We start from the raw sequence: 14,988 nt of genomic DNA, 5'->3' as shown, positions 1-14,988 counted from the left end.
TGGGGCATTTTGAGCCCCTGTCCGACCCCCATTTTCTGAGGAACTGAAAATGTGCAGCCAATAAAAAAGCCCCTCAGCGGGGCTTATTTGCGGTCAACTTCTGACGCGGATGGGGGTTGTGCATCAGTTACGGGTGTTGGGTACAGTTTTTCTTTTTTCTTTTTCGTAGTCCACAATTAGTTTCAGTCGATAGCTTACGACTGCAAGTCCAAATAGTATTGCAAGACAACCGCCAATTACATTCGTGCTGTCACCGAAATGTAAAATGACGTAAATTCCTGTCGCAATAAAAACAAGTCCGAGAAAAAGTCCGCTGGCAAACCCGAATAGCAGTCCAAAAGTCATATATAGTCCGAAGAGTACAACGCTTCGCTTTAATACGCTCTTCCTCAATTCTTGATTGTCAGACTTGTCTGGTGTCGCCATTTTCAAATTGCTGCCAACGGTTTCCCTTTAGCCAGTTTTGCCTGAACCTAAAAAGTTGCTTTAGCCCGGCTTGGGTAGTGCTAAAAGGAATAAAGGAGACTTGCCAATTGTTTTTTGGTTGATCAATAGTACCAACAATCCCACGCAATAACAACACGCTGCTGTCAAAAAAAAGAAACCCCACTCCAAAAAGCTTGAACAGATCTGCTTGAACCGCCAACAGATCAACAGAAGCCACACGTGGATCATTGTAACGGTGAATACCGTTGCCTTTTATCTGTTGACGGCCAACTTTATTAAGTTGACGGTCAACGCTATTAAGTCGGAGGCCAACGCCATTAAAGCAAATACCACACAGGCATTGGCGCAGCACACCTGCTCGGCAACTGCTATCAGCTGCACTACGGTCGGTCTGCTTATGGCGCGTGCAATGGTTCTCATGGTCTTTGTGCATACCATAGTTGCAGCACCACTTTGCGAAACAGGGGTTTGGGCTAACGAGGAGGGTTATTTGCCTTTGCCATCGTTGTTCCAACGCTCAAATGCCTTGTAAAAAGCCTCTTTGTACGAATTGCCAACTTAAAGGTCGAACGGTTCTTGGCGAACCATTGAGGATGACATGATACGGGATACGCATTGTAAAACAGATGTCGAACTCAAGGAAGAACTCAAACAGGACCTCTTCTGCTACAATGAAATGAGGTGTCACCCAGAAATCAATGATATACCTTTTAACTTTAGAAATTCATTATCGAATCAGTTGACTTTTACAGAACTGACAAAAGAGGGAGCATTATTCAATCCCCTTTCCATCTCAGGGCCATTGACGATGTAGATGCTGATCCACACGGCAATGCTGAAGTAGAGCGTCATCCACACGAACTCATATTGCCAGTCGGCTGTAGCATAGGTATGTCGCCAAACCGTGGCCACCTGATGGAACCCTTCTGACAGCGTGGCATACGCCTTTCCGTTGGCCTGATCGTTAAGCCAATTGTTGATGTATGCGGGAACATCCACCGTTGCCATGTACACCACATACCCGAATGTGGCAACAATCCCTGCCGTAAGGAAATTGCGCTGCACGCCCTGATAGTGTTTCCGCCCACGGATAAAACCCAACATGGTAAGAAAGGCCGCCACCGCCCACAGGCTCTCTTCTATTGTTGTCCCAAAGAAGTTTCTCGTAGTACACGCGTACCACGAAAAGCATTCGGCAATAAAGATCATCGGCACGATCATCTTGGAGATGGACAGCACGCCATTCTCGCGGGTGCCTTTGCCTATCTCGTGCAACAGAAAGGCCCATTGCGCCACAAAGGCCAACTCGGCCAAGGTGGCCACCGAACGGCCAATGGCAATGGCAGATATCCAATGGTCCACCAATACAATTCTGCGCACATCTCCGCGAGGAAGAATGGAACGGAACCCGCAACCGATGGTATAGATGCTTGCCAACAGCAGCTGCCGCTGGCGAACCCATTGCACCATCTCGCTCATGTTGGGCAATTTTTTCAGCAGCATCTTTCGGCTGATGAATAGCAGAATGAGGTTGAACACGGCAATGGCGGACATGCTTCCCCACCAAACAAGCACGGGTGTCGGTATCTGACTTAGATCGATCATAGATTATGCTGTAATCACTTGGCTCTCTTTAAAGACCCAGTACTTCTGTCCAACGAAGTTGATGCTTGCGCTGAGACCCGTAGCACCCACAAAGGCAATGAAGTATTTGTAAGGCAGGTCGAGAATGTTCGCGTATTCGTGCAGCACATACAGGAAAAATGAATTGGAGGCCACATTCATACCCAAGGAGAACCCGTAGAGCAACGTGAACTTGAACATGCGCAGCTTGGAACTGTCGTTCTTCTTCCATGTCCAGAGTTTATTGAAAGTGTAGGTCACGCTCATGCCGCACAGGAACGAGAAGAACTTGGCCACCGATTCGTTGGGAATGCCATCGAACACCACTTCGGGCAGCAGGTTTAGCAGCATGTAATAGCATGTAAGATCCACCAGCACCGCCAACACCCCGATCATGGTGAACTTGATCAGTTGCTTCTGTAGGTCAGGAAGATGACTTAGTTTGCTCACAGATGAAATTGGTGAACAAACTTACCTAACATCTGTAGGAGTTGTTAAGGGAATATTATCTGACATCCGTAGTTAAATCGGCTCAGGCTGAAAAAGCCCTTCAATCAATGAACAGAATATCAAACATCCATCAGGTCGTCCAGGTCGTAGTTGAGTTCTTCGAGGCGGGTGTGCAGGGCATTTTTGGCCGCTGCAATACCCTTGTTGTAAAGCGTGGCACCAACCGATAGCAGCATGTGATCAAGCAATTGGTCGGCAGCGATCACGCCTATCTTCTCATCCCGCTCCACTTCAAAGAAGGCAATGAGTTCCTGAATGGCCTTCTGCCGTTCCTCCTCGGTCAGTCTATCATGTTTTCTGGTAGTTGGCATGTGTATGGTTGTTGGGTGAGTTGATTACTTCTTCATTGAGTGGGGCCTTCTCCGTCTCATCCATCCTGCTCACATCAAGCGACAGGCCGTCTGCCTCTTGCCGATAGAGGTAGGCGAATTTCTCTCCCCATCTTACTTCCGATGCCAAATAGGAAGAACGGGAATAGACCGTTTGCGAGAACGATTCGTCATAGGCCTTCATGGTAATGATGAACTCTCCCTCCGCATCCAACAGGTGTTGCTCGGTCATACCGTACATCGGGCTATTGCTGTCTATGGGGTGGACAATGGTCCACATGGAAGGCATGAACACCACCTTGGAGCGTTCCAGTTCCAGCGGATAGAAATCGCGTAGGTCTGAGTTTGGACGCTTAACGGAAAGCGACATGCTCACTTCCACTTCCAACAGCTGGTTGCTCTGCGGGTTGATCACCCGGAACATGAACCCGTTTATGTCCTGATAGGGAGCCACCACGGCATGTTGCGTGTATTTTATCTTATCGTTGGGCTTGGAAAACCGTCCGTAGAGCAGACCTGTTGCCAAGGCAAACCCCAACAGCCCCAACATCGATTCGCTGGCGGCAATAATATTGGCCAACGTACCAATGGGTGCCACCCTTCCATAACCCAATGTAGTAATGGTCTGCGAGCTGAAGAAGAAGGCCTCCAGAAAGGCATCTGCGGGAGTGTTGGCCTCAATTCCCGTCAAATGCTCCACTCCAACCAGCATGTAGATGGATGCAAACAGCAGGTTGACGATGAAATAGCCTGATAGGATGAGTAACAGAAAAAGGGGCCACGACATGGACACCAACGAATGGAAGAAGTTGATGCGTTCCAGCAGCGGAACATTCCGCTTGATGACATTGAAACTGCCATCTTTATTGATGGTGCGGGTTTTTCCTGCACTGGCCTTGGTGCCAAGACCAAGGTCGTTAAAGGTCTGTTTGAAACGTGTGGCCATAAACGGATTCGGACGGGGAAAAATACGATATTCAGAATGCGTGAACTAACCGCTGAGGTCGGTATTTGTTTTGCTTGAAAACAGAGTTATATCCGACAGGCTTGTCATTTAATCCGAGATATGTGATGGTCGACTCTACGGGCAACCCTGCTCGGCTATTCTGTTCATTCTTGGTTGCAACCACCAAAACCCAATTCCTGATGCGCATGAGAAGAACAGGATCGCATCCAGCAGGCATTCCGAATATTTTGCCTTCCTCCCCAACTCCAACGACCTTAATGATACAGGTATATTGTAAAACAGATAAACGAGTCCAAAGACCGTTAGTGGCATGATCAGGATAGGACCAAATACTGGAAAGACCGATTCAAGTTCGGGAAAGCGGCTGAGCCCCAAACTCGCATACCCGACAAAAAAGCAGAGCGATGCCAATTCCAACACCCTCTCATTGAACTTATGCGGGTTATTTCCGATCCGATTCAAGGCCAGACCAATGGAGAACAACCAAAGTGTAAAGACCAACAACCCGATGATCCTTGCCAATTCGATCAATTGAGCCGTAGACCAACCGTTGACAGACAAATTGGAAAAGCCTACAACGAACATAAGCGCAAGAAACGGCATGAAGATGATGAAGACCTGCCATGCCTTCAATTTCAACAGAAAATTCATCGTTTCGTTATTTAAATTGAGTTTACCAAGAACAGTTCAGTAGGCAAAGGATCTGCCCGAAGCAGCTACTTTTTCCTTAAGATCACCTTTTCGGTCTTAACGAACTTGTCTGTTGCGATCGATATGAAGTAAACACCATTGTCAAGGTCGGAGAGGTCCAATTGATCATTACCGGTTTGATGGGAAACCTTGACAGCTCTTCCGCTACAATCGTAAACACGCCATTCTTGCATTGCCGCATGTAAACCTTTCATCCGTACGGTCCCATCCGATGGATTGGGATAGAACAGGCTTTCAGCAATCTGATGGTCCTCAACACCGAGATGATCGGTTCCGATACTTATGTTGTCGATAAGCCAGCCTTCCTTCCCCGTATCCAACGAATCGGAAGCAAAAACAAACCTCAACTGAAACGTATCTGGATATATTGGGGCATCCTGATAGTAAAAGTTGAATTGCGCTGTTGCCCAACCACCCGAATGCCCACTGAACCCCGGCCCATTTAAGGATGCAACGCTGTCCTGGTAAGAATAAAAGTCAGAACCCCACTCAGTCCAAAAACCATTGGCATGCCAGTAAGAGGAATCTGTTACATTATGCCAACCGACCCCATCAATGGACAGTTCAATTTTGCCTCCATCCTTGAGCGAATCGGTATCGTATCTGTGAAAAAATGTGAGCCACATGTACCCTTCCGTGGCCAAAAATGTCATTTGAACAGTGGACATAGTATTGATAGGATACAAGCTCAGCGTATCGGTTATCAACGAATATGGTGTAGAGTAGGCACTGTCCATGAAGTTTTTTTGAGGCCTTCCTATCTGCCAGATATTACCTGTCTGGTTTGTGTCTATCAGAAAATATGGAATAAAACCTGTGTCCTCAAACGTGATTGGAGCGTCTTCCCCATAGGTCAACCCATAAGGAGCCTGCCCAAAGGCAATGGCTACCGAACACGCAAACAACAATAGAAGAAACGCTCTTTTCATGCAGTTTGCTAAGATAGCAATAACCTACCTGAAGAACCAGTAAAGCGCCACGGTGCTTTGGAATATCAACGCGCTCCAAACAAGTACGGCACTGCTGGGTTTCATGTTATAGCCTTCATTTACGAGATACGTGGTCTCGGAGAATTGGCCTCAATGCCCGTCAAATGCTCCACCCCTACCAGCATGTAGATGGACGCCAACAACAGCGGAACATTCCCCTTGATGACATTGAAACTGCCATCTTTATTGATGTTCCTGAAGTGACCTTGGTGCCAAGACCAAGGTCGTTAAAGGTCTGTTTGAAACGTGTGGCCATAAACGGATTCGGACGGGGAAAATACGATATTCAGAATGCGTGCTACTAACCCAAAAAGGTAGAAAGTGAGAGTGATCATCCCTTTTGTATTCGTTAGCATTACTGATTCACCCGCAGTTTGCCACTACGTAAATAGTTTATGGTCTGATGATGTTGGTTTTATCTAAACTAAAAGGGTCTGTTCAGCGAACTGCATCAACCCTGAAGGTTGGCCGCGGCCAACCTTCAGGGTTGTGTCAAGCGTTTTTCCAATATGATCATCATCTGTGACTATTGTAAGGTTCCATCCATTAAGTGGTCTTGTCCAGTTCTTTCTGACATTTTCCTGAACGAGGTAAAGCAGCTTCAGTAGGGCCATGTCCGAAGGGAACACGCGCTTGGTCTTGGTGACCTTGCGCAACTGACTGTGAAAGCTCTCTGTGGGGTTGGTGGTGTATATTATTCTACGGATCTCCTCAGGGTACTTGAAGTAATTGCTGAGTTCTTCCCAGTTGTCGGGCCAGCTATTGACCATGGCAGGATATTGCTTTGCCCAATTCTCTTCAAGATCGGCCAAGGCAACCTCTGCTTGATCCGTTGAAGGTGCCTGATAGACCTGTTTGAGGTCTTTGAGCACGGCAGCCTTGTTCTTTTGTGGCACATATCTCATGGAGTTGCGTATCTGATGCACGATGCAGAGCTGCACCTCGGTCTGTGGGAATACGCTTTTGATGGCGTTGGAAAGTCCCTTGAGGTTGTCCACACTTGCAATGATGATATCCTTCACACCACGGTTCTGCAGGTCGCTGATGACCTTGAGCCAGAAGCGTGCCTCTTCGTTCTCGCCCACGTAAAGTCCCAGCAGTTCCTTGCCGTTCTTCAGAGCCTCTGTCGCATCCCGCTCAAAGTTGGCTTAGTCAAACCTGTCTTTCTTTTGTTCTTCCATTTTTTCTGTGTCTATCGGTTATCAAATCTATCTATCTGACATCTGACACAGTTTATTGAACAGACTCTGATACTTCAGGTCATAAAGGCCATGAGAGGTCTTTCGGTAATTCTGCATCCTTCAAAACCATCAAACTCAGGTCTTCGCCTTAAGGCGAGGGATTTCCTCCCATTCCCCATATGTGACATCAAATTTCATCCTGAATCAAAGTATTAGTCACTACAAGAGTGGCTGACAACTGACCACCAAAAAGGACCGATTACAGCTTTGACAGTAATTGACTTGAAAACAAGAAAGTTTGCCAAAATCTCAAAAGCAGAAAAAGGATTTGTTAAGCCTCTGAAATTTGAAAATGACCTGGTAATATTTGAAAAGAGTATTTGGCATCAGGAAAAACGGTTGAATATGAAATCAACTACAAACAAATAGAGAATTGGAAAAAGAATAAAAAAGACACCACGACAACGCGTATATATTGTAGCGGATGAATGGCTGCAAGCAAGGTTTTCGCTCCACAGCCAGCTTTGGTTTCGGTGGACAGGAAAGTGCTTCGAAACCACCACAGGCCGTATGCAAACCGTTGGCGGTAATGGTTTCGTCCATCAGAAAAAGGGGGGGGACATGATTCGGAAACTCTTGCAAAAACTTTTTGGGCACGATATAGAAAAAGCATGGGTTGAAATGATTGTTGAAGAGTTGAAGCGACTTGCACACCGACACCCAACAGAAGAATTGGTCAGCATAGAATTGATTTATGGATATGGTAACATCACTATACTGGAATTATCGGAGCTTCAATCCTTTTACGGTTTGTCTAAGGACGACCCACTTCAGGAATGAAATGTGTCCGAAGGGGATCATGTTCGAATAAGACGGATGACCTGGAGAGGACATCCACACTCTTATTCCGTGACCTCAATTGGAGCCAAGTACTATCCTCAGCGAGATTTTTTGAACTCAAAGTTGACAGTTGGCCAAGTATGTTTTCCAATTTTTCGGCTCGAAGAATTGAATACGAAAACGGAAAGATTCCGATATATGACAATAATGACAACGTCACAAAGACAGTCGAACTTGACGCAAGTGTCAAACGTGAAATTGAAAGAATAACTATCGCAAACACCCGTAATGCACAACCCCTTAGTTCCTCAGAGTGCAGTATTCAGGGTGGCAAACGAATCTACTTGTAATCCCCAATATTCAACCGCTGGATGCAGAACGGGAACTCATCCTTCTGGTCGTTAGAACAAACGATGATGATGCGGCCGTTTTTGGTCTCCTCCACCAACTGCTTGTACCATTCAATGGCCTTGGCATCGAGGTTCGATGTCGGTTCATCCAGCATCACGAAGGGTGTATCCGAAAGCAGGGCAATGCCCAACTTCACGCGCTGTTTCATTCCCGAAGAGAAATAACGGATGGGCTTGTTCTTGGCTTCGGTGAGGTATAGCTTCTCGATGATGCTTGGAATGGTCCAACCTTCCTTGAAAGCCTTCATCTTCTGATGAAACTCCAGCATTTCGGTGAGCGTGAACTCTTCGATGAGTTCAAGGTAAGGCGTGGCCAAAGAAAATAGCCCAAGCGTTTCGTCAGCCTTATAAGCGCAGCCACCAAATTGGTACTCCAACTCCCCTTCTGAAGCGATGGAACTGCCCAATATCACCTGCAAAAGCGTTGATTTACCAGAACCGTTCGGCCCAAGGATCACCGTGTGCTCGTCTTTCTGAAATGTATGGTCAACACCTCTAAAGATCCACTCGTGATTGAAGCGTTTCCCTACTTTCCGTAAAGAAATCTGAGCGGATGCCATGGCTGTTTACTTCGAACCGTTTCCGTTCAAGAACTGATATCCCTTCATGATGCCACGCTTGCTTTCACGGATAAAGTCAAGAATCTCATCGCGCTCGTCCGTTACGGTGAACTCTGCTTCCAAAAAGGAAAGTGCCTGTGTTACGTTGTAATGTTTCAGGAAAATGACGCGGTAGATCTCCTGTATCTCGCGGATCTTCTCCACGGAATAGCCTCTGCGTTTCATGCCCACGCTGTTCACACCCGTATAGCTGAGCGGATAGCGCGCAGCCTTGCTGTATGGTGGAACGTCCTTACCCACCAAGGCTCCGCCTGAAAGAATGGCGTGCGACCCGATGCGAACGAACTGATGCAAGGCCGACATGCCACCGATAATGGCAAAATCACCGATCTGAATGTGTCCTGCAAGTGTACAGGCGTTGGCCAAGATGACGTGCTCACCGATAACGCAATCGTGCGCCACATGCACATAAGCCATGATCATTGAGTGATTCCCAACGATGGTCGTTCCACTTGCTTTGGTACCTCGGTTGATGGTAGCGCATTCTCGGATGGTAACGTTATCACCTATTTGTACCGTACTGTCCTCTCCTTCAAATTTCAGATCCTGAGGAATGGCCGAAATGACCGCTCCTGGGAAAATGCGGCAGTTCTTTCCGATGCGCGCCCCTTCCATGATGGTCACATTGGAACCGATCCATGTTCCTTCGCCTATCTCCACGTTCTTGTGGATGGTGACGAACGGTTCGATCACAACGTTGTCAGCGATCTTCGCCTGCGGGTGTACAAAGGATAGGGGTTGGTTCATTAGTTACTCTCTCTTTTTGAAATCTGTGCCATCATTTCGGCTTCCATCACTTGGTCATCGCCCACAAAAGCAACTCCCTTCATATGACACAACCCTCTGCGAATCGGACTTAATAGTTCTAATTTGAATACAATGGTATCGCCTGGCATCACCATCCTGCGGAATTTGACGCCATCGATCTTCATGAAATACGTGAGGTAATTCTCTGGGTCGGGAACAGTGCTCAGCACCAGAATTCCACCCACTTGGGCCATCGCCTCTATCTGCAACACGCCAGGCATCACGGGTGCACCGGGGAAGTGACCTTCAAAGAAGTACTCGTTCATGGTCACGTTCTTCACCCCGATCACATGCGTTTCGCTCAGTTCATAGATCTTGTCAATGAACAGGAATGGCGGACGGTGCGGCAACTTGGCCATGATGCCGTTGATGTCAAGCAACGGGGCTGCATTGAGATCAATCTTCGGAGCTTTCGGTTTGCGGTTATCCTTGATAAGACCAGCCAAGAATTTCCCGAAGCGCGAGTTGCTTCCGTGGCCTGGCTTGGTGGCAATGATGTGTCCGTTGATGCGGGCATTCACCAAGGCAAGGTCACCGATAAGGTCGAGCAGTTTGTGGCGCGCAGGTTCGTTCGGGAATCGTAGTTCCGTGTTGTTCAACGTTCCCAGGCGCGTTGCGCGGATGTCTTCCTGCTTGAACGATTTGGCCAATTTGGCCTGCCGCTCATCATCCATCGGGTGTTCTACGAAAACAACCGCATTATCGAGCGCACCGCCTTTAATCAGGTTGTGTTCCAACAGCAGTTCCAGTTCATGCAGGAAGCAGAACGTACGTGTCGGGGCAATTTCCTTTTCGAAATCAGTCAAATTGTGAAGCACCGCATGCTGTGGTGGCAACACCTGACTGTTGTAATCGATCATCACGGTGAACCGTGGCGAGTCTGAAGGAACGATCAGATACTCCGCGCCCGTTTCTTCATCCTTGAATTCGATGTTGGAATCGATGGTGAGAATTTCCTGAGAATCGTCCTGCTCCTCCACCCCTACTTTATTGATGGCCTCGCAGAACTCCTTCGAGCTTCCATCCATGATCGGACACTCTGGTCCGTTGATCTCAATGTGTGCGTTGGTAATTCCATTGGCGGACAACGCAGCCATCACATGTTCTATGGTGCTTACCGTTGCTTCGCCCGAACCGATGGTCGTACCACGTGCGGTGCTTACCACATTGGCAACAGCAGCCTTCACTTCGGCATAACCCAAATCCGTTCTCACGAACACGACTCCACCAGCTTCTGCAGGACTGACCGTCATGGTCACGGGAGCACCTGTGTGCAATCCGACACCTTCGATAGTGAATGCCTTTTTGATGGTATGTTGCTTCAAACTCATTTCGAATTCATCAACTCACGAAGTTGCGCTTCCAACTGTTTGATGGTATCTGGCAAGCGTCTGAAAGACACGTACGACCTGCGGTAGTTGCCTACTTCGAATGCAGGCGAACCTTGCACAATGGCATTGTCAGGAAGGTTGTTCCCCACGCCACTCTGTGCCGCAATCTTCACATTATCACCAATGGTCAAATGACCGATGATGCCTACCTGACCACCGATCATGCAGCGCTTCCCTATTTTGGTTGAACCCGCAATTCCAGTTTGGGCAGCAATCACGGTGTGTTCTCCGATCTCTACGTTATGAGCTACTTGGATCAGGTTATCCAACTTCACTCCTTTGCGAATGATGGTCGAACCCATTGTAGCACGGTCGATGGTTGAATTGGCACCGATCTCTACGTCATCTTCCAACACCACATTTCCCACTTGTGGGATCTTGCTGTACTGCGAATCGGATGGTGCGAAGCCGAAACCGTCACTTCCTACAATTACTCCCGCATGCAAACGGCAGTTGTTGCCCAACACACAATCGTGCAACACCTTCGAACCCGAATGCAGATGACAGCCGTTGCCCAATTTAGCCTTACGCTCCACTACCACTTGCGCTCCAAGAATGCAATTGTCACCGACAACTGCACCTTCATCGATCACGGTTCCAGCACCAATGGAAACGTTATGTCCGATCTTGGCAGAATCAGCAATAACAGATGAAGGATGAATTCCCGCTTTCGGGCGGTTCATCTCATCATACTTCTGAAGCAGAATGGCGAAGCTGCTGTATGGGTCGGCCACACGAATTAACGTTGCCTTTACATCCGAACCAGCGTTCAAATCGTCTTTTACAATGACCACAGAAGCGCCCGTCTTCGTCAGAAACTCGTTGTACTTAGGATTTGCCAAGAAGGAAAGTGCACCGGGAAACCCGCTTTCAATAGGGCTCACCGTGCTGACCTGCACATTCGGATCCCCATCAACACTGCCACCAAGTATCTCGGCAATTACACCTGCGGTCAAAATCATCCGCGCAAAAGTAAAATTTAATAAAGCCTGTTAAGTAAAGGTTAACCGATCGGCTGGCAGGTTTAAAATTGGTTGGTCAGTTGTGCTGGGAAGCAAAGAAAGTGTTTTTCCACGGGTTTTGAAAGCACGGACAAACTGAGTGTATCGGCAGCTTCGGTGATGTCTTTCACCTCCCCGTTTTTGAAGAGAATGTTAATTCGATCGTGCTTCAGGTCGTAAGCGCTATTGGCAATGGAATCGGTGAAAACGAAGTAAGCCGCTTCTTCCTTAGAAATGCCCCATGATTGCGCCAGACTCGTTCTCAATTCATCCAATCGTGAAGTTGAAACTGCATCCGAAAGCATCTTGATCTTCAGGAGCTTTCTATCCACCATGAAGCCCGAAAGTCGTGATAGCACCGGGTCGGAATGATGCTTCCAAACCTTGACGGAAGTGAGCACATCGAAGTCATCCAACTCTGCAAAGCGGTCAAGAAGGTCGGGTTCGTTCTCAAAGTCAGCCTTCGTCACTTTTCGTTTCAGAAAGGTCATCAATGCAGGAGTTGCGAAAAGGTCTTGCCCCTGCTCCACCAATTCCTTGGCACGCATCAGAATATTGATGAGAAGATACTCAGCCGAAAGAACCGTCTTGTGCAAGTACACTTGCCAATACATGATTCTGCGAGCCACAATAAACTTCTCGATGCTGTAGATGCCTTTGCTTTCCACCGCCAACTCATCATTCACCACATGCAGCATTTTGATGATACGGTCTGAACCAACAATGCCTTCCGAAACGCCCGTGAAAAAGCTGTCGCGTTTCAGGTAATCCAAACGGTCCATATCCAACTGGCTGCTCACCAATTGATGCAGGAAACGCTTCGGATAACGGTCGTTGAAAATGGCAATGGCCACATCCAACTGCCCGTTGAATTGCTTGTTCAATCGTTCCATGAACAGGGCCGAGAGATCTTCGTGGTTCACACCCGAAACAATGCTGTGCTCAAGAGCGTGTGAAAACGGTCCATGACCGATGTCGTGCATCAGAATGGCCAGCGTTACGCCAACAGCTTCCTCTTCCGTGATCTCATATCCTTTTGCTCGGAGCTCCTCAATCGCCAAACCCATCAAGTGCATGGCCCCAAGCGTGTGGTGGAACCGTGTGTGCAGCGCGCCAGGATAAACCAAATGCGTTAACCCAAGCTGTTTGATTCTTCGCAGTCGCTGGAAATACGGATGTTCGATGATGTCGAACACTATCGGGTACGGAACTGTTATGAATCCGTAAACCGGGTCGTTGAGGATTTTACGCTTGTTATACTTTATTCCCATGGCGCCCGTTAGAGTGCTACTTTTGGCGAAAGTAGTTAATCGTTAAAGGTTATTTAGAAAGACATTCAATAGCCACAGAAGCACTGAAGGCACAGAGGCTTTCACTGACAATTCATTTCTTCTGTGTAAATCTGTGTTTCTGTGGCTAAAATCATGTAAAAACAAACAATGGACAAATTGAGAATACTTTGGGCTGATGATGAGATCGATCTGTTGAAACCACACCTGTTGTTCCTTCGGGATAAAGGATTTGAGGTGGAAACAGCTACGAATGGTGATGATGCCCTCGACCTGTTTGATGAGCAGGAATTCGACATTGTATTCCTTGATGAGAACATGCCTGGGCTTTCAGGATTGGAAACCTTGGTTCAGATGAAGAACAAGAACACGCGTGTTCCTGTGGTGATGATCACCAAGAGCGAGGAGGAACACATTATGGAAGAAGCAATCGGTTCCAAAATCTCCGATTACCTGATCAAGCCAGTCAATCCGAATCAGATTCTTCTCACCATTAAAAAGAACTTGGACACCAAGCGATTGGTGGCCGAGACCACAAGCCACAATTATCAACGCGAATTCCGTGAGATCGGAATGAAATTGAGCGACCGCCTCAACTACCAAGAGTGGAAAGACATTTACCGCAAATTGGTGCATTGGGAACTTGAATTGGAGCGTAGTAAGGAAGATGGCATGTCGGAGATTCTGCAATCGCAAAAAGTCGAAGCCAACTCGCAGTTTTTCAAGTTCGTTGAACGCAATTACATCGATTGGCTGAATGGCGAAGGAGATGACAAACCAACCATGTCGCACACGCTTTTCAAGAATAAGATCGCGCCAAAGGTCGGCCACGGAAAACCGACTTTCATGCTGTTGATCGACAACCTTCGTTGGGATCAATGGGAAGTGATCAAGCCTTCTGTGCTAGATATGTTCAAGTTGGAGAGCGAGGACATTTTCATGAGCATCCTCCCTACTGCCACGCAATATGCGCGGAATGCCATCTTCGCTGGTCTGATGCCATTGGATATTGAACGCAGGTTCAAAGACAAGTGGCTGAACGATGAAGACGAAGGCGGCAAGAACCAATTTGAGGAAGACTTCCTGCGAGATCAGATGCAGCGTTTGGGACTTGGTCAGAAATACAGTTACAATAAGATCACGAACAACGCAGCAGGTAAGAAATTGGTAGATACCATTCCGAACCTGATGAACAACGACCTGAACGTGATCGTGTACAACTTCGTGGATATGCTTTCGCACGCCAGAACGGAAATGGAAGTGATCCGTGAGTTGGCCGATGATGAAGCGGCTTATCGTTCTATCACGGTAAGTTGGTTCGAGCATTCACCGCTTAAAGACATGATGGAGCGCATCGCAGAACATGATGTGAATGTGGTGATCACTACCGATCACGGAACAGTGCGCGTTCAGGAACCAAGCAAAGTTGTTGGAGACCGAAACACCAACACCAACCTTCGTTACAAGCAGGCCAAGAACCTCAACTTTGAAACAAAGGATGTGTTTGCCGTGAAGAACCCTCACGATGCGTATCTACCAAAAGTGAATGTGAGCCAATCGTTCATCTTTGCCAAGGAAGACAAGTTCTTCGCCTACCCGAACAACTACAACTACTACGTGAATTACTACCGCGACACGTTCCAGCATGGTGGTGTTTCACTCGAAGAAATGCTGATTCCGATCGTGCATTTGGGGAGTAAGTAGTTCTTGCTGCTAATTCGTGAATTACTGGACTAAACCACTATGGACTGGAAGTCCATAGGTTTGATTGACGACTGAAAGTCGTCTTTCACTCAATGATGAAATTGCTTCCGCCATTGTCATCACTCCTTCTGTGATGCTCCAGATATTCATTCACCATTTCATCTGTTAT

The 14,988-nt window shown here is 47.5% G+C and carries 18 protein-coding genes and 1 pseudogene; 5 read left to right on the top strand and 14 right to left on the bottom strand.

Annotated features, from left to right (window positions below):
• Positions 1–123: 123 nt before the first annotated feature.
• Entirely contained in the window at positions 124–426 is a 303-nt protein-coding gene (locus GC178_17955; GenBank protein MBI1289455.1) for a hypothetical protein, read from the bottom strand.
• Positions 427–634: 208 nt separating this feature from the next.
• On the opposite strand from GC178_17955, the gene GC178_17950 reads away from it, so the two are divergent.
• Positions 635–979: a hypothetical protein gene (locus GC178_17950; GenBank protein MBI1289454.1), complete on the top strand. Its 345-nt coding sequence runs from the start codon at positions 635–637 to the stop codon at positions 977–979.
• Between the two features lie 203 nt (positions 980–1,182).
• On the opposite strand, the gene GC178_17945 is transcribed toward GC178_17950, so the two are convergent.
• The 6 genes from GC178_17945 to GC178_17920 all read right to left on the bottom strand — a co-directional run bounded on the left by GC178_17945 (position 1,183) and on the right by GC178_17920 (position 5,516).
• On the bottom strand, positions 1,183–2,052 hold the full coding sequence (locus GC178_17945; GenBank protein ID MBI1289453.1) for a hypothetical protein: 870 nt from the start codon (positions 2,050–2,052) through the stop codon (positions 1,183–1,185).
• A gap of 3 nt (positions 2,053–2,055) precedes the next feature.
• Positions 2,056–2,520 (bottom strand): hypothetical protein, encoded by a 465-nt coding sequence (locus GC178_17940; GenBank protein ID MBI1289452.1) that lies wholly within the window; start codon positions 2,518–2,520, stop codon positions 2,056–2,058.
• A 119-nt stretch (positions 2,521–2,639) separates the two neighbouring features.
• Positions 2,640–2,891 (bottom strand): DUF2164 family protein, encoded by a 252-nt coding sequence (locus GC178_17935; protein MBI1289451.1) that lies wholly within the window; start codon positions 2,889–2,891, stop codon positions 2,640–2,642.
• A complete protein-coding gene (locus tag GC178_17930) occupies positions 2,869–3,855 on the bottom strand; it encodes a K+ channel, inward rectifier (GenBank protein ID MBI1289450.1) in 987 nt (328 codons plus the stop codon). The genes GC178_17935 and GC178_17930 overlap by 23 nt, the downstream gene beginning before the upstream one ends.
• Before the next feature lie 135 nt (positions 3,856–3,990).
• Positions 3,991–4,527 (bottom strand): hypothetical protein, encoded by a 537-nt coding sequence (locus GC178_17925; protein ID MBI1289449.1) that lies wholly within the window; start codon positions 4,525–4,527, stop codon positions 3,991–3,993.
• Between the two features lie 65 nt (positions 4,528–4,592).
• On the bottom strand, positions 4,593–5,516 hold the full coding sequence (locus GC178_17920) for a T9SS type A sorting domain-containing protein (GenBank protein MBI1289448.1): 924 nt from the start codon (positions 5,514–5,516) through the stop codon (positions 4,593–4,595).
• A 164-nt stretch (positions 5,517–5,680) separates the two neighbouring features.
• Between GC178_17920 and GC178_17915 the strand changes: the two genes are divergently transcribed.
• The gene (locus tag GC178_17915; protein ID MBI1289447.1) at positions 5,681–5,881 is read left to right on the top strand and encodes a hypothetical protein; all 201 of its coding nucleotides are present in this window, start codon (positions 5,681–5,683) and stop codon (positions 5,879–5,881) included.
• A 114-nt stretch (positions 5,882–5,995) separates the two neighbouring features.
• Here GC178_17915 and GC178_17910 read toward each other — a convergent pair whose 3' ends face one another.
• Positions 5,996–6,694, bottom strand: coding sequence for an IS256 family transposase (locus GC178_17910; GenBank protein ID MBI1289446.1), 699 nt, complete (start codon positions 6,692–6,694; stop codon positions 5,996–5,998).
• Positions 6,695–6,946: 252 nt separating this feature from the next.
• On the opposite strand from GC178_17910, the pseudogene GC178_17905 reads away from it, so the two are divergent.
• Together GC178_17905 and GC178_17900 are read left to right on the top strand one after the other, a co-directional pair.
• A pseudogene (locus tag GC178_17905) lies at positions 6,947–7,245 on the top strand (hypothetical protein).
• Between the two features lie 82 nt (positions 7,246–7,327).
• Positions 7,328–7,597, top strand: a complete 270-nt coding sequence (locus GC178_17900; GenBank protein MBI1289445.1) for a hypothetical protein — start codon at positions 7,328–7,330, stop codon at positions 7,595–7,597.
• A gap of 340 nt (positions 7,598–7,937) precedes the next feature.
• Here the strand turns inward: GC178_17900 and GC178_17895 are convergent, their stop codons facing one another.
• The 5 genes from GC178_17895 to GC178_17875 all read right to left on the bottom strand — a co-directional run bounded on the left by GC178_17895 (position 7,938) and on the right by GC178_17875 (position 13,097).
• The gene (locus GC178_17895) at positions 7,938–8,567 is read right to left on the bottom strand and encodes an ATP-binding cassette domain-containing protein (protein ID MBI1289444.1); all 630 of its coding nucleotides are present in this window, start codon (positions 8,565–8,567) and stop codon (positions 7,938–7,940) included.
• Between the two features lie 6 nt (positions 8,568–8,573).
• Positions 8,574–9,374 carry an acyl-ACP--UDP-N-acetylglucosamine O-acyltransferase gene (gene lpxA, locus GC178_17890; protein MBI1289443.1) on the bottom strand — a complete coding sequence of 267 codons (801 nt, stop codon included), beginning with the start codon at positions 9,372–9,374 and terminating at the stop codon, positions 8,574–8,576.
• Complete coding sequence (locus GC178_17885) at positions 9,374–10,765, bottom strand: bifunctional UDP-3-O-[3-hydroxymyristoyl] N-acetylglucosamine deacetylase/3-hydroxyacyl-ACP dehydratase (GenBank protein ID MBI1289442.1); 1,392 nt, start codon at positions 10,763–10,765, stop codon at positions 9,374–9,376. The genes lpxA and GC178_17885 overlap by 1 nt, the downstream gene beginning before the upstream one ends.
• The gene (lpxD, locus tag GC178_17880) at positions 10,762–11,787 is read right to left on the bottom strand and encodes a UDP-3-O-(3-hydroxymyristoyl)glucosamine N-acyltransferase (protein MBI1289441.1); all 1,026 of its coding nucleotides are present in this window, start codon (positions 11,785–11,787) and stop codon (positions 10,762–10,764) included. Before lpxD ends, GC178_17885 begins: the two co-directional genes overlap by 4 nt.
• Positions 11,788–11,849: 62 nt before the next feature.
• Positions 11,850–13,097 (bottom strand): HD domain-containing protein, encoded by a 1,248-nt coding sequence (locus GC178_17875; protein ID MBI1289440.1) that lies wholly within the window; start codon positions 13,095–13,097, stop codon positions 11,850–11,852.
• Positions 13,098–13,265: 168 nt separating this feature from the next.
• On the opposite strand from GC178_17875, the gene GC178_17870 reads away from it, so the two are divergent.
• Positions 13,266–14,819: a PglZ domain-containing protein gene (locus GC178_17870; protein ID MBI1289439.1), complete on the top strand. Its 1,554-nt coding sequence runs from the start codon at positions 13,266–13,268 to the stop codon at positions 14,817–14,819.
• Positions 14,820–14,904: 85 nt separating this feature from the next.
• Here GC178_17870 and GC178_17865 read toward each other — a convergent pair.
• A partial coding sequence (locus tag GC178_17865; protein MBI1289438.1) for an IS200/IS605 family transposase occupies positions 14,905–14,988 on the bottom strand: 84 nt, incomplete at its 5' end.

It is taken from the genome of Flavobacteriales bacterium, from assembly GCA_016124845.1.
Taxonomy (GTDB): Bacteria; Bacteroidota; Bacteroidia; order UBA10329; family UBA10329; genus UBA10329.
Note: the sequence above shows the minus strand (reverse complement) of the source record. Positions and strands in the feature narration are given on the sequence as shown.

Excerpts from the sequence above, each read along its gene's own strand:
- GC178_17955 (MBI1289455.1), bottom strand. The coding sequence starts at position 426 with ATGGCGACACCAGACAAGTCTGACAATCAAGAATTGAGGAAGAGCGTA.
- GC178_17945 (MBI1289453.1), bottom strand. The coding sequence starts at position 2,052 with ATGATCGATCTAAGTCAGATACCGACACCCGTGCTTGTTTGGTGGGGA.
- GC178_17935 (MBI1289451.1), bottom strand. The coding sequence starts at position 2,891 with ATGCCAACTACCAGAAAACATGATAGACTGACCGAGGAGGAACGGCAG.
- GC178_17930 (MBI1289450.1), bottom strand. The coding sequence starts at position 3,855 with ATGGCCACACGTTTCAAACAGACCTTTAACGACCTTGGTCTTGGCACC.
- GC178_17925 (MBI1289449.1), bottom strand. The coding sequence starts at position 4,527 with ATGAATTTTCTGTTGAAATTGAAGGCATGGCAGGTCTTCATCATCTTC.
- GC178_17920 (MBI1289448.1), bottom strand. The coding sequence starts at position 5,516 with ATGAAAAGAGCGTTTCTTCTATTGTTGTTTGCGTGTTCGGTAGCCATT.
- GC178_17915 (MBI1289447.1), top strand. The coding sequence starts at position 5,681 with ATGCTCCACCCCTACCAGCATGTAGATGGACGCCAACAACAGCGGAAC.
- GC178_17900 (MBI1289445.1), top strand. The coding sequence starts at position 7,328 with ATGCAAACCGTTGGCGGTAATGGTTTCGTCCATCAGAAAAAGGGGGGG.
- GC178_17895 (MBI1289444.1), bottom strand. The coding sequence starts at position 8,567 with ATGGCATCCGCTCAGATTTCTTTACGGAAAGTAGGGAAACGCTTCAAT.
- lpxA (MBI1289443.1), bottom strand. The coding sequence starts at position 9,374 with ATGAACCAACCCCTATCCTTTGTACACCCGCAGGCGAAGATCGCTGAC.
- GC178_17885 (MBI1289442.1), bottom strand. The coding sequence starts at position 10,765 with ATGAGTTTGAAGCAACATACCATCAAAAAGGCATTCACTATCGAAGGT.
- lpxD (MBI1289441.1), bottom strand. The coding sequence starts at position 11,787 with ATGATTTTGACCGCAGGTGTAATTGCCGAGATACTTGGTGGCAGTGTT.
- GC178_17875 (MBI1289440.1), bottom strand. The coding sequence starts at position 13,097 with ATGGGAATAAAGTATAACAAGCGTAAAATCCTCAACGACCCGGTTTAC.
- GC178_17870 (MBI1289439.1), top strand. The coding sequence starts at position 13,266 with ATGGACAAATTGAGAATACTTTGGGCTGATGATGAGATCGATCTGTTG.